This window comes from Oerskovia flava (assembly GCF_026163685.1).
In the GTDB taxonomy this organism is placed as follows: Bacteria; Actinomycetota; Actinomycetes; order Actinomycetales; family Cellulomonadaceae; genus Oerskovia_A; species Oerskovia_A flava.
The window spans coordinates 406,924-426,419 of sequence record NZ_JAOXSR010000001.1 but is presented as its reverse complement, the minus strand read 5'-3'; the positions used below and the strand labels follow the sequence as shown (position 1 = coordinate 426,419).

General features: G+C 74.0%; 15 protein-coding genes. 11 read left to right on the top strand and 4 right to left on the bottom strand.

Annotated features, from left to right (window positions below; all coding sequences use genetic code 11):
• The first annotated feature begins 56 nt into the window (after window positions 1-56).
• From OHL10_RS01895 to OHL10_RS01850, 10 genes are all read left to right on the top strand, one after another.
• Complete coding sequence (locus OHL10_RS01895) at window positions 57-2,129, top strand: beta-galactosidase (RefSeq protein WP_265520448.1); 2,073 nt, start codon at window positions 57-59, stop codon at window positions 2,127-2,129.
• A gap of 249 nt (window positions 2,130-2,378) precedes the next feature.
• Entirely contained in the window at window positions 2,379-5,855 is a 3,477-nt protein-coding gene (locus OHL10_RS01890) for an RICIN domain-containing protein (RefSeq protein WP_265520447.1), read from the top strand.
• Between the two features lie 200 nt (window positions 5,856-6,055).
• Window positions 6,056-6,829: an ABC transporter ATP-binding protein gene (locus tag OHL10_RS01885; RefSeq protein ID WP_265520446.1), complete on the top strand. Its 774-nt coding sequence runs from the start codon at window positions 6,056-6,058 to the stop codon at window positions 6,827-6,829.
• A gap of 41 nt (window positions 6,830-6,870) precedes the next feature.
• Window positions 6,871-7,602 carry a GntR family transcriptional regulator gene (locus tag OHL10_RS01880; RefSeq protein WP_265520445.1) on the top strand — a complete coding sequence of 244 codons (732 nt, stop codon included), beginning with the start codon at window positions 6,871-6,873 and terminating at the stop codon, window positions 7,600-7,602.
• 175 nt (window positions 7,603-7,777) lie between these two features.
• Complete coding sequence (locus OHL10_RS01875; RefSeq protein ID WP_265520444.1) at window positions 7,778-8,854, top strand: BMP family protein; 1,077 nt, start codon at window positions 7,778-7,780, stop codon at window positions 8,852-8,854.
• Between the two features lie 75 nt (window positions 8,855-8,929).
• On the top strand, window positions 8,930-10,594 hold the full coding sequence (locus tag OHL10_RS01870) for an ABC transporter ATP-binding protein (RefSeq protein WP_265520443.1): 1,665 nt from the start codon (window positions 8,930-8,932) through the stop codon (window positions 10,592-10,594).
• Window positions 10,591-11,775 carry an ABC transporter permease gene (locus OHL10_RS01865; RefSeq protein WP_265520442.1) on the top strand — a complete coding sequence of 395 codons (1,185 nt, stop codon included), beginning with the start codon at window positions 10,591-10,593 and terminating at the stop codon, window positions 11,773-11,775. Before OHL10_RS01870 ends, OHL10_RS01865 begins: the two co-directional genes overlap by 4 nt.
• Complete coding sequence (locus OHL10_RS01860) at window positions 11,772-12,698, top strand: ABC transporter permease (protein WP_265520441.1); 927 nt, start codon at window positions 11,772-11,774, stop codon at window positions 12,696-12,698. The genes OHL10_RS01865 and OHL10_RS01860 overlap by 4 nt, the downstream gene beginning before the upstream one ends.
• A gap of 71 nt (window positions 12,699-12,769) precedes the next feature.
• Window positions 12,770-13,762 carry an ornithine cyclodeaminase family protein gene (locus tag OHL10_RS01855; RefSeq protein WP_265520440.1) on the top strand — a complete coding sequence of 331 codons (993 nt, stop codon included), beginning with the start codon at window positions 12,770-12,772 and terminating at the stop codon, window positions 13,760-13,762.
• A complete protein-coding gene (locus tag OHL10_RS01850) occupies window positions 13,759-14,259 on the top strand; it encodes a nucleoside deaminase (protein ID WP_265520439.1) in 501 nt (166 codons plus the stop codon). Before OHL10_RS01855 ends, OHL10_RS01850 begins: the two co-directional genes overlap by 4 nt.
• Before the next feature lie 6 nt (window positions 14,260-14,265).
• Here OHL10_RS01850 and mgrA read toward each other — a convergent pair whose 3' ends face one another.
• The 3 genes from mgrA to OHL10_RS01835 form a co-directional block, all read right to left on the bottom strand.
• Window positions 14,266-15,321 (bottom strand): L-glyceraldehyde 3-phosphate reductase, encoded by a 1,056-nt coding sequence (gene mgrA / locus OHL10_RS01845; protein ID WP_265520438.1) that lies wholly within the window; start codon window positions 15,319-15,321, stop codon window positions 14,266-14,268.
• Between the two features lie 63 nt (window positions 15,322-15,384).
• The gene (locus OHL10_RS01840; protein ID WP_265520437.1) at window positions 15,385-16,407 is read right to left on the bottom strand and encodes a 3-oxoacyl-[acyl-carrier-protein] synthase III C-terminal domain-containing protein; all 1,023 of its coding nucleotides are present in this window, start codon (window positions 16,405-16,407) and stop codon (window positions 15,385-15,387) included.
• 25 nt (window positions 16,408-16,432) lie between these two features.
• The gene (locus OHL10_RS01835; protein WP_265520436.1) at window positions 16,433-16,897 is read right to left on the bottom strand and encodes a VanZ family protein; all 465 of its coding nucleotides are present in this window, start codon (window positions 16,895-16,897) and stop codon (window positions 16,433-16,435) included.
• A 116-nt stretch (window positions 16,898-17,013) separates the two neighbouring features.
• On the opposite strand from OHL10_RS01835, the gene OHL10_RS01830 reads away from it, so the two are divergent.
• On the top strand, window positions 17,014-18,603 hold the full coding sequence (locus OHL10_RS01830; RefSeq protein ID WP_265520988.1) for a peptide chain release factor 3: 1,590 nt from the start codon (window positions 17,014-17,016) through the stop codon (window positions 18,601-18,603).
• A 3-nt stretch (window positions 18,604-18,606) separates the two neighbouring features.
• Here OHL10_RS01830 and OHL10_RS01825 read toward each other — a convergent pair whose 3' ends face one another.
• Window positions 18,607-19,479 (bottom strand): phosphotransferase enzyme family protein, encoded by an 873-nt coding sequence (locus OHL10_RS01825; protein ID WP_265520435.1) that lies wholly within the window; start codon window positions 19,477-19,479, stop codon window positions 18,607-18,609.
• Window positions 19,480-19,496: the final 17 nt, after the last annotated feature.

The following is a 19,496-nucleotide window of genomic DNA, read 5'->3' as shown; positions in this document are numbered from 1 at the left end:
GTGCAGGACCCCGCAGCCGCACCACCCTTTCTGCATCGAACGAGGAGCTCCACCCCATGTCGACCACGTCCCCGCACCGCTGGCTCCGCTGGCCCACCACCGGCGACGGCGAGCGCCCGACGCCGCGACTCGCCTTCGGCGCGGACTACAACCCGGAGCAGTGGCCGCGTGAGGTGTGGGACGAGGACGTGCGGCTCATGCGCGCGGCGGGCGTCAACATCGTCTCGGTCGCGATCTTCTCCTGGGCCCGCCTGCAGCCGACGGCCGACACGTGGGACTTCGCGTGGCTCGACGCGATCCTCGACCTGCTGCACGAGAACGGGATCGCCGTCGACCTCGCGACCGCGACCGCGTCCCCACCGCCGTGGCTGACGACGGCGCACCCCGAGATCCTGCCGGTGACCTCCACCGGGGAGACGGTGTGGCCCGGCGCGCGCCAGCACTGGCGGCCGACGTCACCGGTGTTCCGCGAGCACGCCCTCCGGCTCGTGCGGACCATGGCCGAGCGCTACGCCGACCACCCGGCGCTCACCGCGTGGCACGTCTCGAACGAGCTGGGCTGCCACAACATCTACGACTACAGCGACGACGCGGCCGGTGCCTTCCGCACCTGGCTGCGCAACCGCTACCCGACGCTCGACGACCTCAACGACGCGTGGGGCACCGCGTTCTGGTCGCAGCGCTACAGCGCGTGGGACCAGATCCTGCCGCCGCGCCTGGCCGGGTCCCACCCGAACCCGACGCAGCAGCTCGACTTCAAGCGGTTCTCCTCCGACGCGCTGAAGGACTACCTGCGCGCCGAGCGGGACATCCTGCGCGACCTCACGCCCGACGTCCCCGTGACGACGAACTTCATGGTCATGGGCGAGACCAAGGGCATGGACTACGCCGACTGGGCGCAGGAGATCGACTTCGTCTCCAACGACCACTACGTCCTGCCCGGCGTCCAGGCCCACGACGAGCTCTCGTTCTCCGCGAACCTCACCGGTCACATCGCGGGCGGCCTGCCGTGGTTCCTCATGGAGCACTCGACGAGCGCCGTGAACTGGCAGCCCGTCAACGTCGCGAAGAAGCCGGGCGAGCTCGTGCGCGACTCCCTGACGCACGTGGCGCACGGCGCCGACGCGGTCTGCTTCTTCCAGTGGCGCCAGTCCCGTGCGGGCGCCGAGAAGTACCACTCCGGGATGGTCCCGCACGCCGGCGAGGACAGCGTGCTGCACCGCGCCGTGCGCGACCTCGGCGCCACCCTCGAGAGCCTCGCCCCGGTCGCGGGCTCGCACCAGCTCCCCGCCCGCACGGCGATCCTCTTCGACTGGGACTCCTGGTGGGCGAGCGAGCTCGACTCCCACCCGCACAACGCGCTGCGCTACCGCCAGGAGGCCCTCGACTGGTACTCGGCGTTCCTCGCGGCGGGCGTGCGCGTCGACGTCGTGCCCGCGCACACCGACCTGTCCGGGTACGACCTCGTCGTGGCACCCGTCCTGCACGTCGTGCCCGGTGGCCTCGGTACCCGTCTGGACGAGTTCGTCCAGGGGGGTGGCCACCTCGTCGTCACCTACTTCTCGGGGATCGTCGACGAGAACGACCACATCCACCTCGGTGGTTACCCCGGCGCGTTCAGCGAGCTGCTCGGGATCCGCGTGGAGGAGTTCGCCCCGCTGCTCGACGGCGAGTCCGTGCTCATCGACGACGGCGCCGACGGCGTCGAGGGCACCCTGTGGTCCGAGCCGATCACGGTGACCGACCCGGCCGTCCAGACCCTCGCCTGGTACAAGACCGGTGAGCACGGTGGCCGGCCGGCGATCACGCGCCGCCCCGTCGGGTCCGGGTCCGCGACGTACGTGTCGACCCGCCTGGGCACCGGCCTCACCCCGGTGCTGCGCCGCCTGCTCGACGACGCGGGCGTGCCGAGCGAGCTGCCGGCACCCGTCCGCGGCGACGTCGAGCTCGCGGTGCGCGCGACCGACGACGACGAGTTCTGGTTCCTCGTCAACCGCACCGCGCACCAGGTCGACGTCGACGAGCTCTCCGGCGAGGTCCTGATCGGGACGCGAGCCGGGGCCACCGGCCCGGTCGTGCTCGCGCCGCGTGGTGTCGCCGTGCTGCGCCGCCCGCGCACCGGCGCCTGACCCCACCGCCCGCGGGGCCGGACCGACCCGGCCCCGCGCGCGCCCCGGTCTGCTCTGCCCGCACGTCCCGCACGACCGCAGCACCAGCACGAACGCACGCACGCACGCACGCACCAGCAGGCACGCACCAGCACGCACAGCCCGTTCGCAGAGCCGCGAGAGAAAGGCAGTTCGAGGATGAACGTACGAGCACGCACGAGGTGGGTCGCCGCACTGGGCGTCGCCACCGTGACCCTGACCGGTGGTGCGATGAGCGCCACCGCCCACCCGCCGTCGGGCACCGCAGCCGTGGGGGCGGCCACGCTCCCCGCCGCGCTCGCGGCCGAGTCCGACCTCCCCACCGTGACGGTGACGCCCGACCCGAGCTACGCCGGCCAGCCCTTCGAGGGCTGGGGCACGAGCCTCGTCTGGTTCGCCAACGCGACGGGCGACTACCCGGACGAGATCCGCGAGGAGCTCGCCGACATGGTCTTCGGCCCCGACGGGCTGAACCTCAACATCGCCCGCTACAACGTCGGCGGCGGCAACGCGCCCGATGTCCCGCCGTACCTGCGCGCGGGCGGCGCCGTCGACGGCTGGTGGAAGGCCCCGGAGGGCACCACGCGTACCGACGTCGACTGGTGGGACCCGGCGGACCCGGACCACTGGGACCCCGACGCGGACGCGACGCAGCGCTGGTGGGTCGACCGCATCAAGGACGACGTCACGCACTGGGAGACGTTCTCCAACTCCCCGCCGTGGTTCATGACCGTCAGCGGATACGTCTCGGGCGGCTTCAGCTCGACGGCCGACCAGCTCAAGACGGAGAGCATCGACGACTTCGCCGCCTACATGGTCGGCGTCACCGAGCGGCTCGAGGACGCGCACGGCATCGAGGTCGACACGATCGACCCGTTCAACGAGCCCAACACGAACTACTGGGGCACCCAGCTCGGCTCCGACGGCAACCCGACCGGCGGCCGCCAGGAGGGCGCCCACATGGGCCCGGGCCTGCAGGCGCAGGTCATCCCGGCGCTCGCCGACGCGCTCGACGGCTCGGCGACCGACGCCGTGATCGCGGCGATGGACGAGACGAACCCGGGCACGTTCGCGACCAACTGGAACTCCTACCCGGACGCCGTGCGCGACCAGGTCGCGCAGCTCAACGTGCACACGTACGGCACGGGCCAGCGCACCACGGTCCGCGACATCGCCAAGGGCGAGGACAAGCCGCTGTGGATGAGCGAGGTCGGCGGCAACTGGAGCTCGACCGGCCAGGACTTCGAGACCATGGAGTCCGGCGTCGGCAGCGCGCAGCACATCATCGACGACCTGCGTGAGCTCGAGCCGAGCGCGTGGGTGTTCTGGCAGCCCGTCGAGGACTACAACAACATGGCGCCCGGCGGCGAGAGCGCGAACGGCATGAACTGGGGCGAGATCCAGATCCCGTTCGACTGCACCGCCGAGGACACGCTCGCGACCTGCCCGATCTACACCAACACCAAGTACTGGGCGACGCAGAACTTCACGCACTACATCGAGCCCGGCGACTCGCTCATCGGAACGGACGACCTCAACAGCACCGCGGCCGTCGCCGCGGACGGCGAGTCCGCGACGGTCGTGCACGTCAACGCCGGCGAGTCCGCGCGTGCGGTCGAGCTGGACCTGTCCGGGTTCGGCGAGGTGGCTGCGGACGCGACCGTGACGCCCGTCGTGACCAGCACCGCGGGCTACCTCGTCGAGGGCGAGGCGGTCGCCGTCGAGCAGTCTGGCGACGCCGCACCCCACGCGACCCTGACGGTCCCGGCCGAGTCCGTCACGACGTTCGTCGTCGACGGCGTCTCCGGTGTCGCGGACGACGCCGCGCTCGTGCAGGCCGGGCACGTCTACCGCCTCGACGGCGCGCAGTCGAACCGTTCCCTCGCCCCGGCCGCGACCGGTGACGGCGTCGTGATCCGCACGGACGCGGCGGTCGCCGAGCAGGCCTGGGAGCTCACCGCGCTCGGTGCTCCCGAGGGCTCCGGCACGCACCGCACGCGGTACGCCGTGACCAACGCGGCGACCGGCGAGCAGCTCGCGGTCGACGCCGAGACGTCCGCGGTGCTCGTCCCGGCCCCCGACGACGTGTCGAGCACGCCGCTCGCCGCGCAGTGGACGCTGTCCACGACCGGCGACGGCACCTACACGCTCGTCAACGCCTCGTCGAAGACGCTGCTCGAGGTGGGCGGCCAGGCCACGGCCGACGGCTCCCCCGTCGGCACGTACCTCGCCAACTCGGGCATCAACCAGCGCTGGCGCATCGTCGACGAGACGGTGCTCGGCACGCAGGACGTCGAGGCGTTCACGACGCCCGGCGTCGCACCCGAGCTGCCCGACGTCGTCACGCCCGTCTACCGGGACGGCGCGCGCGGCGGGCTCCCCGTCACCTGGGACGTCCCCGGTGACGAGGCCTGGGCGCAGCCCGGCACCGTCGAGGTGACCGGCACGGTCGCGCTGCCGACCGGCGGCGAGCAGACCGCGACGGCGAGAGTCGTGGTCGACACGCTCGAGCGCACGCTCCCCGCGCGCGCGAAGGCCTACGCGGGCGGGGAGCCCGAGCTCCCGACGACCGTCTCGGCTCTCGCCGCGGGCGGCGACGAGGTGCAGCGCCCGGTCACCTGGGACGACGCACCCGCGGGGGCGTTCGACGAGGTGGGCGTCGTCGAGCTGACGGGCACGGCGGACGCCGGCGTCCTGGACGGCGAGCCGACGACCCTGCCCGCCGTCGTACGCGTGCAGGTCACCGAGGCCACCTCGGCGAACGGTGCGCTGGCGACGGGGACCACCACCGCGGCCACGTTCACCGAGCCCGGCTACTCGGTCACCGGCGTCGTCAACGGCGTCCTCACCGACAAGGCCTGGTCGAACTGGGTCTCCGGCACCAAGCGGGCGAACGACACGCTCACCGTGACGCTGCCCGCCGAGCGCGACGTCACCGGCGTCGTGACGCACTTCTGGAAGGACGGGTCCAGCGCGAGCTGGGCGCAGTCCGTGCGGGCGCAGGCGCTCGTCGACGGGACGTGGACCGACGTCGGCGAGCCCGTCGCGGTCGACGCACCGACGACCGGCCCGGCGCCGGCCGTCACCGTGCCCGTCGACGTCCGCACCTCCGCGGTGCGCGTCGTGCTCACGGCACGGGACAACACGCACATGGTCGTCTCGGAGATCGAGGTCCTGGCCAAGGTGCCGGGGACCGGGACCGACGCCGCGGCGTCGGGCATCACGGTCGACGGCGAAGCGCTCGCCGGGTTCGACCCGGAGGTCACGGCGTACGCGGTCGCGGCCGGTGACGTGCCCGAGGTCGCCGCGGTCGCGCACGACCCCTACGCGAGCGTCGACGTCGCACCGGCCGAGGAGGTGCCCGGCACCACAACGGTCCGGGTCACCGCCGAGGACGGCAGCACCCGCGACTACACGATCGCGTGGTCCGCGGACGCGCCCGCAGCGCCCCTGACGGTGACGGCGGACACCCGCTGCCTCGCCGGCAAGGTCTTCCTCGCGGTGCGTGCGACCAACGACGGCGAGACACCGCTGGACATCACGCTCAGCACGCCGTTCGGCACCCGGACCGTCGCCGACGTGGCACCCGGACGCAGCGCGTACCAGTCGTTCGCGACCCGCGCCGCGTCGATCGAGGCGGGCGAGGCCCAGGCCTCGGCCGCCGGCGCGGACGCCAGCGCGTCGTACGCCGCGGCCGACTGCGGCTGACGGGCTCACGCCCACGAGCGGGGCGCCGGGGTGCGACGACCACGTCGCACGCCGGCGCCCCGCGTCGTCGTGCGCGGGACGCCGGCCAGTGACGCTGGCGACAAGCCCGGTAGGGGCGGGCGGGATCGTACGGGTACCGTCGTTCGTTGGACGGTACGGCGCCCGATCCACGGGGCGCGTCCATGACGAGAAGGTGACACATGAGCGAGGCATCAGTGCTGCGGGCGAACGGCCTGTGGGCGGGCTACGGGGGCCACGAGGTCCTGCGTGGTATCGACATCGAGCTGAGCCGCGGGGCGGAGCCGGTCGGCATCGTCGGTCCGTCCGGCGCGGGCAAGACGACGGTCGTGCGCGCCCTGCTCGGCGACGTCAAGCCCACGCGCGGCACCGCGACCTACGCGAGCCGCACCGTCTCCAAGCTGTCGCGCCGCGACAAGAAGGTCTTCAAGACCACCGTGCGCGCGGTGTCGCAGAACGGCCTGGTCGGTGTCGAGCCGCGCTGGACCGTCACGCGGACGCTCGACTCCGCGCTCACCGACGCCCGCAAGGCCGGGCGCGCCAACGGCCAGTCCGCGACCGAGCTGCTCGCGCTCGTCGCGCTCGAGGAGCGCTACGCCACCCGGGTGGTGCACTCGTTGTCGGGCGGGGAGAAGCAGCGCCTGGCCCTCGCGCTCGCCCTGGCCACGCGGCCGGACGTGCTGCTGCTCGACGAGCCGCTCACCGCCGTCGACCCGACCATGCGGGGTGACGTGGTGCGCTCGCTGCTCGACGTCGTCTCCGACCTCGGCACCGCCGTGCTGCTCGTCTCGCACGACCTCGAGGTCGTCGAGCGGATGTGCCCGACGGTCCACGTCCTCGCCGACGGCGAGTTCGTCGCGAGCGGCCCGCTGCGCGACGTGCTCGCGACCGGCGAGCACCCGGTGGTCCGCGAGCTCGCGCACCACGCCCCCCTGGCCGCGCAGCGCTTCCGCTGAGCGCCCGCCACCCGCCGGTGCGCCTTCCGTAGGATGGCCGGATGAGCGCACCGGCACCCCTGCCCGACGCCGCACCGCGCTCCTCGTTGCGCGAGGTCGCCTACGAGACGCTCAAGGCCAGGATCATCGGCCTGGACCTCGCCCCGGGGCAGCGGCTCGTCGAGCGGGACATCGCCGCGGAGCTCGGCGTCTCCCGGGTTCCCCTGCGTGAGGCCCTGCAGATGCTCGAGCGCGAAGGCCTCGTCATCACCGTCCCCCGGCAGGGCGCACTCGTCGCACCCTTCACGCGCGACGACGTCGTGCACCTCTTCGAGGTCCGGGAGAGCGTCGAGGTGCTCGCCGCCCGTCTCGCCGCGCTGCGGCGCACCGACGCCGACGTCGCCGAGATGCGCGAGCTCGTCACCGAGGCCCGGACGGCTCTCGACGCCGGCGACGAGGCCCGGACCGCGGCCGCCAACGCCGCGTTCCACGAGGCGATCGTGCGCACCTGCGGCAACCCCCTGCTGCAGTCGATGATCGCTCCCCTCGGCGCCCGCGTCCGGTGGCTGTTCCACCTCACCAAGCAGCGCGACACCCGCGCGCAGTGCGAGGAGCACGCCGAGATGCTCGACGCGATCGAGGCGGGCGACGCCGACCTCACGACCCGTCTCGCCCGGCAGCACGTGACGTCCGGGCTCGAACCGACGCTCGAGCTCTCGAACGCCTGGACGAGCGGAGCGGTCGACCCGGTCGCCCTCACCCGCACGCGAAACCGCCGCCGCCGCACCCCCTGACCCTGCCGAGCAGGCGGTTTCTCGGCACACGAGCGGCGTTCTGCCGAGAAACCGCCTGTTCGGCACCGGGGCGAGCCGTCACGCACGATTTACGGCTGCGAAACACGCTGACAACACGGGGTCACGACACTTCTCGTTAGTGGTATACCACTAATCATCTTCCGAGGAGGACCCCATGCGCACGTACCGCACCTCATCCGCCCCCGCCGTGACATCGACCGACCGGCATCCCTCCGCCCACCCTCCGCGTCGGCACCACGCCCTGGCCGTCGGCGCGGCGGCAGCGAGCATCGCCCTGCTCGGCGCGTGCGCCAGCGGCACCGACGCCGCGGGCGACCCCGCCGCACCGACGGGTGACGAACCGCTCGTCGTCGGCGTCTTCCTGCCCGGCTCGATCTCCGACACCGGCTTTATGCAGTCGGCCCACCTCGGCGTCGAGCGGCTCGAGGAGGAGCTCGGCGACGAGATCGAGGTGTCCACCGTCGAAGAGGTCGCGGCGTCGGACTACGAGCAGGTGCTCGTACGGTTCGCCAGCGAGTCCGACCTCGTCATCTCCGTCGGCGGGCAGACCGACGCGGACGTGCGCAAGGTCGCCCCCCAGTTCCCCGACGTGCTGTTCGTCGAGATCGGCGGCCCCGCCGACGCGGAGCCACTCGACAACCTCGCCTACTACGACCCGCAGCAGGCCGAGGCCGAGTACCTGTCCGGCGCGCTGGCGGCTCTCTCGTCCGAGACGGGGACCGTCGGCTTCCTCGGCGGCGTCGAGCTCCCCGCCATCGTCAACGCGTCCCAGGCCTTCGCGAACGGCGCGGAGGCCGCCGTGCCCGGCACCGAGGTCGTCACGCCGCAGTTCCTCGGCGACTTCAACGACCCCGCGAAGGCCAAGCAGGCCGCCGCCGCGAACTACGCGGTGGGGGTCGACGTCGTCGGCCAGATCGTGAACCTCGGCAAGTCCGGCATCGAGCAGGCCGCGCAGGACGCCGGTGCCCACATGATCGGCGGGCCGATCCCCGGCGAGTGCGCGGCGGAGAGCCCCTACGTCGGCTTCGTCCGCACGGACATCGGCACCGAGGTCGAGTACGCCGTGCACGCCGTCCTCGACGGCACGTGGGAGGCGGCGCAGGTGCCCTTCGGCCTCACGACCGACCGCGACGGCAGCGGCATCGTCGTGTGCACCGACGACCCGGAGATCACCGAACGTCTCGCCGAGATCGAGGAGTCCGTCGCGTCCGGCGAGGTCACGACCTACTGAGGTCACGACCTGCCGAGGTCACGACCGACCGGCCGCCCACCCTCACCTCCCCCACCGCTCCCCCGAGGAGGCACCATGCGCACGACCGCACGTACCGCGCCCGCCGCCGTCCCCGCCGACACCGCGCCGTCGGGCACACCGAAGGCCCCGGGCACCGGCGACGCGCCGGCGCTCAGCCTCCGGGCCGTCCGCCGGACGTTCGGGCCGACCGTGGCCCTGGACGACGTGACGCTCGACGTCGCGCACGGTGAGGTGCACTGCATCCTCGGGGAGAACGGGGCCGGCAAGTCGACCCTGTGCAACATCGTGTTCGGGACGGTCCCCGTCTCGTCGGGGGACGTCCTGCTCGACGGCGCACCGTTCGCCCCGGCGTCCCCCGCCGACGCGATCGGCCGGGGCGTGAGCATGGTCCACCAGCACTTCAGCCTCGTCCCCACCCTCACGGTCGAGGAGAACCTGCTCCTCGGGCGCAGCGGCCTGCGCCCGGACCGGCGGGCGCTGCGCGAGCGGCTCGCCGAGCTCCGGGCGGACTTCGGGCTCGTCGTCGACCCGTCGGCCCGGGTGGACCGGCTCTCGGTCGGCGAGCGCCAGCAGGTCGAGATCGTCAAGGCCCTGCTGCCGCACCCGGCGCTCGTCCTTCTCGACGAGCCGACGGGCGTCCTCGGCCCGGCGGAGATCGACGGGTTCCTGTCCACGGTGCGGCGCATCGCGGACTCGGGCACCGCCGTCGTGCTCATCACCCACAAGCTCGCCGAGGTGATGCGGGTCGGCGACCGGGCGACCGTGCTCCGTGGCGGGCGCGTGGTCGGGGGCGGCCGGATCGCGGACCTCACGCCCGAGCGCCTCGTCACGCTCATGGTGGGGCGGGAGATCGGCGGGCTCGACGCCGTCCTGGCCGCCACCCTGGGCGTCACCGGGCCCGACGTCGCGGGACCGCCGGCGCACGGCCCCACGACCACGCGGGCCCGGGCCCGGGCCCGGGCCGAGGAGCCCGCGATCCTGGAGGTCCGGGGACTCACGGTGCTCGGACCGGAGGGCGCGCGGCGCGTCGACGGGGTCGACCTCGCCGTCGCGCCCGGCGAGATCGTCGGGATCGCCGGCGTCGAGGGCAACGGGCAGAGCGAGCTCGTCGCGGCCGTGTCCGGCTCGCTCGCCCCCGAGGCCGGCAGCATCCACCTCGCCGGGGAGACCGTCACCCGCGCGTCCCCGGCCCGTCGCGCCGCCCTCGGCCTCGGGGTCGTCCCCGAGGACCGGCACCACGAGGCGGTCGTCCCGGGCCTGAGCGTCGCCGAGAACCTCCTCCTCGGTCGGCTGCGCGAGCACCGTCGGTTCCTCCTCCTCGACCGCCGCAGCATGCGGACCCGGGCCGACGAGCTCGCCGAGCGCTTCGACGTCCGCACCGCCGGGACCGACGCCCCCTTGTCGTCGCTGTCCGGCGGCAACCAGCAGAAGGCCGTCCTGGCCCGCGAGCTGAGCCTCGACCCGCTCACCTGCGTCGTCGCCGCGCACCCCACCCGGGGCCTCGACCTCGGCGCGGTGGACGACGTCGTGACCCGCCTGCGCGAGGCGGCCCACCGCGGGGTCGGTGTGCTCGTGGTGTCCTCCGAGCTGCCCGAGCTCCTCGCGCTGTGCGACCGCATCCTCGTCGCCTACCGGGGCCGGCTGCTCGGTCCCGTGCCGTGCACGGACCCGGACGCCCGGGACCGCGTCGCCCGCCTGATGATGGGAACCGCAGCATGAACCTCCGTCACCCGCTCTCGGTCGCGGTGCTCGCCGCGGCAGCAGCCCTCGCCGTCAGCGCGGTGCTCGCCGCGCTCGCCGGCGCCACCCCGGTCGAGGCCGGCACCGCGCTCTGGGAGGGCATGGTCGGGACGCCGTACGCCGTCGGGTCGTCCCTCGGCGTCATGGCGATCCTGCTGCTCGTCGCGACCGGGTTCATCGTGGCGCTGCGCGCGAACCTCGTGAACGTCGGCGGCGAGGGGCAGATCTGCCTCGGTGCCGTCGCCGCCACCGCGGTCGGGACGGCGCTGCCCGAGTCCGTCCCTGCCGCCCTCGCCCTGCCCGCGGTGCTGATCGCGGCCGCGGCGGGCGGGGCGGCCTGGGCGTCGATCGCCGCGTGGCTCGCCGTCTCCCGCGGCGTCAGCGAGGTCATCACGACCCTCCTGCTGAACTTCGTCGGCGTCGCCGTGCTGCTGCTGGCGATCCACGAGGAGGCGCTGCTGCGGCAGGAGGTCACGAGCTCGGAGACCCTGCCGCAGTCCGCGCCGCTGCCCGACGCCGCGCACCTGCCGCTCCTTGGCGTCGAGGGCTCGCCCGCGACCGTCGCGATCCTGCTGTCCCTGGCGCTCGCGGGCGTCGTCGCCGTCGTGCTCGCCCGCACCGCCACCGGGCTCCGGCTGCGGGCGGTCGGGCTTTCCCGCCCCGCCGCCCATCGCCTGGGTCTGCCCGTCGACCGCCTGCGCTTCACGAGCCTGACCAGCGCCGGTGCCTTCGCGGGCCTCGCCGGGGGCGTCCTCGTCGCGACGGCGCCGTTCGTCCTCGCCGAAGGGCTGTCCTCCGGCTACGGGTTCTCGGGCCTGGTCGTCGGGCTGCTCTCCCGGGGCTCGCTCGCCGCGGCGGTGCTCGTCGCCGGCGCGCTCGGCTTCCTCGTCTCCGGCGGCATCAACCTCCAGCTCGCCGCGGGCGTGCCCGCTGCCGTCACCCAGATCACCGAGTCCCTCCTGGTCCTCGCGATCGCCGGCTCCGCCGCATGGACCGTGACCCGCGCCCGCCGCGGCCGCACCCGCGGCCGCACCGTGCGCAGCCCGTTCCGGCGGCCACCGGTCGACGTCTCCGCGCCACCGGACCCGCCCGGCCGTCCCGCCGCACATGAGCCCGCACCACAGCCCGTCGGCACCACCCTCGAGGAGGCACGGTCATGATCGTCCAGGTACTCACCGACGTCCTCGTCGCGAGCGTCGCGCTCGCCGTCCCGGTGCTCGTCGCCTCCTCGGGCGAGCTCGTCGGGCAGCGTGCCGGCGTCCTGACGATGAGCGTCGAGGGCATGATGCTCACCGGCGCCTTCGCGTCCGTCATCGGGGCGACGACCACCGGTTCCGCCCTCGCCGGGGTGCTCTGCGGCGCGACGGCCGGGCTGCTCTTCGGCGTCCTGCAGGCGCTGCTCAGCGTGACGCTGCGGGCCAACCAGATCGTCACCGGCATCGCGGCCAACGCGCTCGCCCTCGCCGGGACGACGTTCGGGGCACGGCTCCTCTTCGAGCGCGGCACCGCGGTCCCCGGCTTCGACCGGTGGGCCGTGCCCGTCCTCAGCGAGATCCCCGTCGTCGGGCCCGCGCTGTTCCGCCAGACCCCGCTCGGGTACGCGCTCCTCGCAGCCGTCGTGGTGCTCGGGATCCTCACGTCACGACGCACGGGCTGGGGCCTGTCGATCGACGCCGTGGGAGAGGACGCCGCCGCCGCCGACCGCGCGGGGATCCCCGTGCTCCGCATCCGGCACCTCGCGGTGCTCGGCGTCGGGCTGCTCTCGGGCCTGGCCGGGACGCAGCTCGCGCTGTCCGAGGTCCGCACCTTCAGCGACAACATGACGGCCGGCGTCGGCTACCTCGCGGTCGTCGCCGTCATCGCCGGGAGCTGGCGACCCGTCCCCGTGGTCGTGGCATCGCTCGTGTTCGGAGCGGCGCAGGCCCTGCAGTTCACGCTCCCCGCGCTGGGCGTCGACGTCCCCTTCGCCCTGCTGGTCATGCTCCCGTACGTGCTCGCGCTCGTCGCGGTCGCCGGCCTCGTCACGCACAGCCGACCGCCGTCCGGCCTGACGACGACGTTCGCCCGCGTGCGCGCGGCCTGACGCGGCACCCGGCCCCGACGGCCGGGCCGAACGCCAAGACCCGCTCGCCCGACCTTCCCTCTGGAGAACCCATGCCTCTCGTCCTCACCCGCTCCGAGCTCGCAGGCCTCGTCGGACCCGCCGACGTCGTCGCGGCGGTCGAGCACGCCTTCGCCGACGTCGCGCGCGGCACCGCCGACCAGCCGCCGTTGTCGTCCGCCCGGCTCCCCGGTGCCGACGCGCAGTTCCTCCCCCTGACCGCCGTCGACTCCCGCACGGGGCTGGCGGGGTCGAAGCTCCTCGCCGACATCCCGGGGAACCGGGCGCGCGGCCTGCCGGCGCAGCGGTCGGTGCTGGTGCTCGTGTCCGCCCTGACGGGCGAGTGCGAGGCCGTGCTCGACGGCGGCCTCCCCACCCGCCTGCGCACCGCCGCGGCGAGCGCGGTGGCCACCCGGGCGCTCGCGCGGCCGACGTCGTCGGTCCTGGGCCTCGTCGGCGCCGGCGGGCTCGCGGTGGAGCACGTGAACGCCCTGGCCGGCGTCCTGGAGCTCGAGCAGGTGCTCGTGTGGTCGCGCACACCGGCCACGACCGCCCGGTTCGTCGGGGACCTCGCGGCGGGTCACCCGTCGCTCAAGGTGACGGTGCTCGACTCCCCCGCCGCGGTCGTCGGCGGGTCGGACGTCGTCTGCACGCTCACGCCGTCCCGCGAGCCCGTGGTGCGGGGCGAGTGGTTCCACCCGGGGCTGCACGTCAACGCCGTCGGCGCCCCACCCCGCCCCGACCACCGTGAGATCGACGGCGCGGGCATGGCCGCGGCCCGGGTGGTCGTCGACTCCCGGTCGACGGCGCTGCACGAGTCGGGCGACGTGCTGCTCGCGATCGACGAGGGCGCGATCGGCCCCGACCACGTGCAGGTGGAGCTGGGCGACGTGCTGACCGGCCGGGCCGCGGGACGGACAGGACCGGACGAGGTCACGCTGTTCAACTCGGTCGGGCTCGGCATCCTCGACGTCGCGATCGGCCGGCTGCTGCTCGACGCCGCCCGCGCCCTCGGCCGTGGCACGACCGTGGACCTCGCCTCGTGACCGCCGACCCGGCGGCCACCGACGTGACGGAGCCCGACCGGGTGCACCTGCGCACGGCCCTCGACCTGGCGCGCGCGGCCGCCGCCGCGGGGAGCGCGCCGTTCGGTGCCGTGCTCGTCGACGGGCGGGGACGGGTCCTCGCCACCGGGCGCAACGACGCCGCCGTGAGCGGGCCGACCGCGCACGCCGAGACCGAGGCGGTCCGCTCGGTGCCGGTCGCCGACCGGCACCGGCTCACGGGCGCGACGTGCTACGCCAGCGGGGAGCCGTGCCCCCAGTGCACCGGGGCGCTCGTCTGGGCGGGCGTGACCCGGATCGTGTTCGCGGCCGCGACCGTCGACTTCGCCCCGCTGCTCGCGCCCGGGCCGTCGTTCGCGATCACCTGCGCCGAGCTGGTCGCCCTGTCGGACGCGGACGTGGAGGTCGTCGGTCCGGCGCTCGGCCCCGCGGGGCTGGCACCGTTCCGCGGGGCCGGCGCCGCGGACGCCGGCCCCTGAGCCGGGTCAGCGCGACGTGCCGTCGACCGCGTGCGGCTCGATCGCGGCGATCTCCTCGTCCGTGAGCGGCGCGGCCTCGAGCGCCGCGACGTTGTTCTCGAGCTGCGCGACGCTCGACGCGCCGATCAGCGCCGAGGTGATGCGCTGGTCGCGCAGCACCCACGACAGCGCGAGCTGTGCGAGGCTCTGCCCGCGCCCCGCCGCGATCCCGTTGAGCGCCCGCACCCGCTCGAGGTAGGTCTCCCCGATCGCCTCGGGCTTGAGGAAGTGCCCGACGGCGGCGCGCGAGCCCGCGGGCACCTCGCCCGACAGGTACCGGTCGGTGAGCAGGCCCTGCTGCAGCGGCGAGAAGACGATGGTCCCGATGCCGAGGTCACCGACGACGTCGAGCAGTGACTCGTCCTGGCGGCCGTCGTAGGCGTCCTCGCGGTCGGCGATCTCGACGTGCCGGTTGAACATCGAGTAGCTGGGCTGGTGGATGAGCAGCGGGGTGCCGAGGTCGGCGAGGATGCGCGCGGCGTCGCGCGTGCGGGCGGGCGAGTAGTTGGAGACGCCGACGTACAGGGCCTTCCCCTGCTGGACGATGTCGTGCAGCGCACCCATCGTCTCCTCGAGCGGGGTGCTCGGGTCGGGACGGTGGGAGTAGAAGATGTCGACGTAGTCGAGCCCCATCCGGCGCAGCGACTGGTCGAGCGAGGACACGAGGTACTTGCGCGAGCCGCCGTCGCCGTACGGGCCCGGCCACATGTCGTAGCCGGCCTTGCTCGAGATGATCAGCTCGTCCCGGTAGGGCGCGAGGTCCTGGGCGAGGTGCCGCCCGAAGTTCTCCTCGGCGCTGCCGTAGGGCGGGCCGTAGTTGTTCGCGAGGTCGAAGTGCGTGATGCCGAGGTCGAACGCGCGACGCACCGTCGCCCGCTGCGTCTCGAACGGGTTCACGTCACCGAAGTTGTGCCACAGGCCGAGCGAGATCGCCGGCAGGTCGAGGCCGCTGCGTCCCGTGCGGCGGTAGGTCATGGACTCGTAGCGGTCCTCGGCAGCGAGGTAGCGCGGGGTGAGGGGCATGCGCCCATCCTGCCGTCCGCGGCGCCTGCGCGTCGAGGCTGTCCCGGAGAGCGGTCGGTCGCCTCAGCGCGAGGGGGTCTCGACGACCTGCCCCGCCCAGGCGAAGCCGCCGCCGAAGCCGAAGAGCAGCGCGGGGACGCCCGCGGGGATCTTGCCCGCGTGCCACCACTTCGACAGCCCGAGCGGGATGCTCGCAGCCGACGTGTTGCCGGACTCGACGATGTCGGTGACGACGATCTTGTCCTCCATGCCGAGCGCCTTGGCCAGGGGCTCGATGATCCGCAGGTTCGCCTGGTGCGCGACGAGCACCTCGAGGTCGTCGACCGCGATCCCCGAGCGCTCGACGACCAGGCGGGCACGCTCGGCCGCGCGGGTGATCGCCCACTTGAAGACGGCGCGGCCGTCCTGGACGAACTTCTCGTCGGGCGCCTCGATGAGCACCGCGGGGGTCAGGTCGGGCTCGGAGCCCCACGTGACCGGGCCGATGCCGGGCGTGTCGCTCGCCTGCACGACGGCGGCACCGGCGCCGTCGGCCGTGAGGATGCACGTGCTGCGGTCCGTCCAGTCGGTGAACGCCGTGAGCTTCTCCGCGCCGATCACGAGCGCGGTGCGCGCCGACCCGCCACGGATCGCCTGGTCCGCGAGCGCCATCGAGTGCGCGAACCCGGAGCACGCGACGTTGACGTCGAGGACGGCCGGCCCGACGGCGCCGCGCAGGTCGAGCGTGTCGGCCTCCTCGGGCGTGGACTGCCCGGGCATGACGCCGGTCCGCAGCTGGTAGGCGACCCGGCCGGCGGTGTTGGGCGAGCGGTCGCGCGCGGTGGCGGTCGCGACGATGACGAGGTCGACGTCGGCTGCCTCGACGCCCGCGTCCGTGAGGGCGTGCCGTGCGGCACGTGCGGCCATGTCCGCGACGGTGGTGTCGTCGTCGGCCACGTGGCGGGTCACGATGCCGGTGCGGGAGCGGATCCACTCGTCGTTGGTCTCGACCCGTTGCGCGATGTCGTCGTTCGTCCAGATGGTGGCGGGCTGGTCGTGGCCGAGGCCGACGATGCGTGAGCCGGGTGCGCCGGTGGGGATCAGCATGGGTCGATCATTCCCCCGGGACGGGTCATCGGCCAAGCCGGGTCGGCCTGCGGGTCCCATGCCGGTCGACGAGCCGGTCGACGAGCGGGGTGAGGAGGAGCGCGAGGAGCACGCCGACGAGGGCGCCCGCGGTGTTGACGACGACGTCCTGGAGCGACGTGACGCGCCCGGGGACGGCCAGCTGCACGGTCTCGATGCTCGCGCTGAGCGCGCAGCCTGCCAGCACCACGACCGCCGCGAGCCGGCCGCGGGGCGTCCCGGGACGCCGGTCCGCGGCGAGGAACCAGCCCAGGAGGCCGAACGGCACGAACATCACGACGTTCGCGAGGGGCTCGAGCACCTCGACCGTCAGCGGGATCCCGAGCGTGTGCGCGGCGGCGAGGATCGCGGCCGTCCACCGTGGCGCGTCGGTGGTCTGCGGCGACGGCCACAGCGTGACGACGAGGACGGCGGCGAGATAGGCGACGAACGCCAGGCGGAGGGGGCGCACCGGCTGATCGTAGGGTGCGCGACAATGGTGCACGACCCCAACGACCCCGATCAGTGCAGGACGACTCCGTGCCCCAGTCCGCGAACGCGACGACCACCACCTCCGCCGACGGCGCCATCTCCTCCCGGGACCGGGCGGCCGTGCTCGCGCAGGCAGCGCGGCGCCGCTCGTTCGCGGTGATCAGCCACCCGGACGCGGGCAAGTCGACGCTCACCGAGGCGCTCGCGCTGCACGCGAACGCGATCCGCGAGGCCGGGCGCGCCGACGGCAAGGCCGGGGGCCGGCGCACGGTGTCCGACTGGATGGACATGGAGCAGGCGCGCGGGATCTCCATCACGTCGGCCGCGCTGCAGTTCACGTACCGGGACGCCGTGATCAACCTCGTCGACACCCCCGGGCACGCCGACTTCTCGGAGGACACGTACCGGGTGCTGTCCGCGGTCGACGCCGCGGTCATGCTCGTCGACGCCGCGAAGGGTCTCGAGGCGCAGACCATGAAGCTCTTCGCGGTGTGCAAGCACCGCGGCATCGCGCTCATCACGGTGATCAACAAGTGGGACCGCCCGGGCAAGGACGCGCTCGAGCTGATGGACGAGATCCAGGAGCGCACCGGCCTGGTCCCGACACCGCTGACGTGGCCCGTGGGCATCGGCGGCGACTTCCGCGGTGTGCTGGACCGCCGCACGGGCAGCTACGTGCGGTTCACGCGCACGGCGGGCGGCACGACGATCGCCCCCGAGGAGGTCATGGACGCCGACGCCGCGCTCGAGCGCGAGGGTGACGCCTGGACGACGGCGGCCGAGGAGTCCGAGCTCCTCGAGGCCTCGGGCGCCGACCACGACGACGAGACGTTCCGCGCCGGCGAGACGACTCCCGTGCTGTTCGGGTCGGCGGTGCAGAACTTCGGTGTGCACGCCCTGCTCGACGTGCTGGTCGACGTCGCCCCCTCCCCGACCCCGCGCCCCACCGTCACGGACGAGCGGCGGCCCGTCGAGGCGCCCTTCAGCGCGTTCGTGTTCAAGATGCAGGCCGGGATGGACACCGCGCACCGTGACCGCCTCGCGTTCGCCCGGATCTGCTCGGGCGTGTTCGAGCGCGGCATGGTCGTCACGTCGGCGCGCACCGGGCGGCCCTTCGCGACGAAGTACGCCCAGCAGGTCTTCGGGCGTGAGCGGACGATCGTCGACGAGGCGTACCCGGGGGACGTCGTCGGGCTCGTCAACGCCGCCAACCTGCGCGTCGGCGACACGCTGTACCTGGACCAGCCCGTCGAGTACCCGCCCCTGCCGACCTTCGCGCCCGAGCACTTCGCGGTGATGCGCGCCAAGGACGTCTCGCGCTACAAGCAGTTCCAGCGCGGCGTCACGCAGCTCGGCGCGGAGGGTGTTGTGCAGGTGCTCCGCTCGGACCTGCGCGGTGACCAGGCGCCCGTGCTCGCCGCCGTCGGGCCGATGCAGTTCGAGGTCGCCGAGCACCGGATGGCGACCGAGTTCAACGCGCCCGTCACGCTCGACCGCCTCCAGTACCAGATCGCGCTGCGCACGACCCGCGAGTGGGTCGCCGACCTCAACCAGCAGCTCGGTGTGGAGGTGCTCCAGCGCGAGGACGGCGAGTTCCTGGCCCTCTTCCCGGACCGGTGGCGCCTGTCGTCCGTGCGGACCAAGCTGCCCGACGCCGTCCTGCAGGAGGACGTCGTCTTCGGCTGATCCTCAGGCCGCGGGGGCGAGCAGCGCCCGCTCGATCCGTGCCGCCTCGCCGGACAACCACACCTCCGCGCGGTCGAGCCGCTCCGCGAGCCCGTCGTCCCACCACCGCCGGAACACCGGGTCCGCCTCGGCCGCCGCACGCATCGTGAGCCGCAGGTTCGCCGCCCGCCTGCGCGCGAGCGGCACGACCTGCTCCCGCAGCCCACCGTCCATGCCGTACCCGTCGGCGAACGCACGGACGCGGACCGCGGCGTCGGCCCCGGCGAGCGCCTCGCCACGGTCGACGGGGTCGCGCAAGGGCACCCACCACCCGAGCGCGTTGACGACGTCGGCGCCGCGCGTCGTCGGGCGGGCGAGGTCGAAGTCGATGAGCGCGACGGGCAGACCGCCACGGAAGACGACGTTGCCCGGGCAGTAGTCCTGGTGGGAGACGAGCTCCGGGGTGTCGAACATCGGGACGACGCCGTCCGGGACGACGCCGGGGATGGACCCGAACACCGCCCCGGCATCAGGCTCCCAGGACTCCGCGGCGTCGTGCAGGCGACGGATCAACCCGCCGAGGGCCGCCAGCACCTCGAGGCCCGCGACGTCTGCGGGCAGCGGCTCCACCGGGACGTCACCGGGGACGAAGGAGAGCACCTCGCGCCCCTGCCCGTCGGTGCCGAGGGGCACGGGGGCGTCGGTGAAACCCCGGGCGTGCAGGTGCGCGAGGTAGTCCTGGATCGTCGCCGTGAACGGGCGCACGGGGCGGCGGACCGTGCCGTCGACGCGCACGACGTGCGTCACGCCGTCGTGCACGAGCTCGACCTCGGCCTCGGCCTCGACCGACGACGGGGCCGGCGGGGGCGACGGGGATTCCCGGGAGCCGTCGATCATCCGCTCACCCTACGGGT

What these genes read in the sequence shown, in the direction of transcription:
- OHL10_RS01885 (WP_265520446.1), top strand. Translation starts at nt 6,056, where the DNA reads ATGAGCGAGGCATCAGTGCTGCGGGCGAACGGCCTGTGGGCGGGCTAC.
- OHL10_RS01890 (WP_265520447.1), top strand. Translation starts at nt 2,379, where the DNA reads ATGAGCGCCACCGCCCACCCGCCGTCGGGCACCGCAGCCGTGGGGGCG.
- OHL10_RS01865 (WP_265520442.1), top strand. Translation starts at nt 10,591, where the DNA reads ATGAACCTCCGTCACCCGCTCTCGGTCGCGGTGCTCGCCGCGGCAGCA.
- OHL10_RS01825 (WP_265520435.1), bottom strand. Translation starts at nt 19,479, where the DNA reads ATGATCGACGGCTCCCGGGAATCCCCGTCGCCCCCGCCGGCCCCGTCG.
- OHL10_RS01880 (WP_265520445.1), top strand. Translation starts at nt 6,871, where the DNA reads ATGAGCGCACCGGCACCCCTGCCCGACGCCGCACCGCGCTCCTCGTTG.
- OHL10_RS01860 (WP_265520441.1), top strand. Translation starts at nt 11,772, where the DNA reads ATGATCGTCCAGGTACTCACCGACGTCCTCGTCGCGAGCGTCGCGCTC.
- OHL10_RS01855 (WP_265520440.1), top strand. Translation starts at nt 12,770, where the DNA reads ATGCCTCTCGTCCTCACCCGCTCCGAGCTCGCAGGCCTCGTCGGACCC.
- OHL10_RS01875 (WP_265520444.1), top strand. Translation starts at nt 7,778, where the DNA reads ATGCGCACGTACCGCACCTCATCCGCCCCCGCCGTGACATCGACCGAC.
- OHL10_RS01895 (WP_265520448.1), top strand. Translation starts at nt 57, where the DNA reads ATGTCGACCACGTCCCCGCACCGCTGGCTCCGCTGGCCCACCACCGGC.
- OHL10_RS01870 (WP_265520443.1), top strand. Translation starts at nt 8,930, where the DNA reads ATGCGCACGACCGCACGTACCGCGCCCGCCGCCGTCCCCGCCGACACC.
- mgrA (WP_265520438.1), bottom strand. Translation starts at nt 15,321, where the DNA reads ATGCCCCTCACCCCGCGCTACCTCGCTGCCGAGGACCGCTACGAGTCC.
- OHL10_RS01840 (WP_265520437.1), bottom strand. Translation starts at nt 16,407, where the DNA reads ATGCTGATCCCCACCGGCGCACCCGGCTCACGCATCGTCGGCCTCGGC.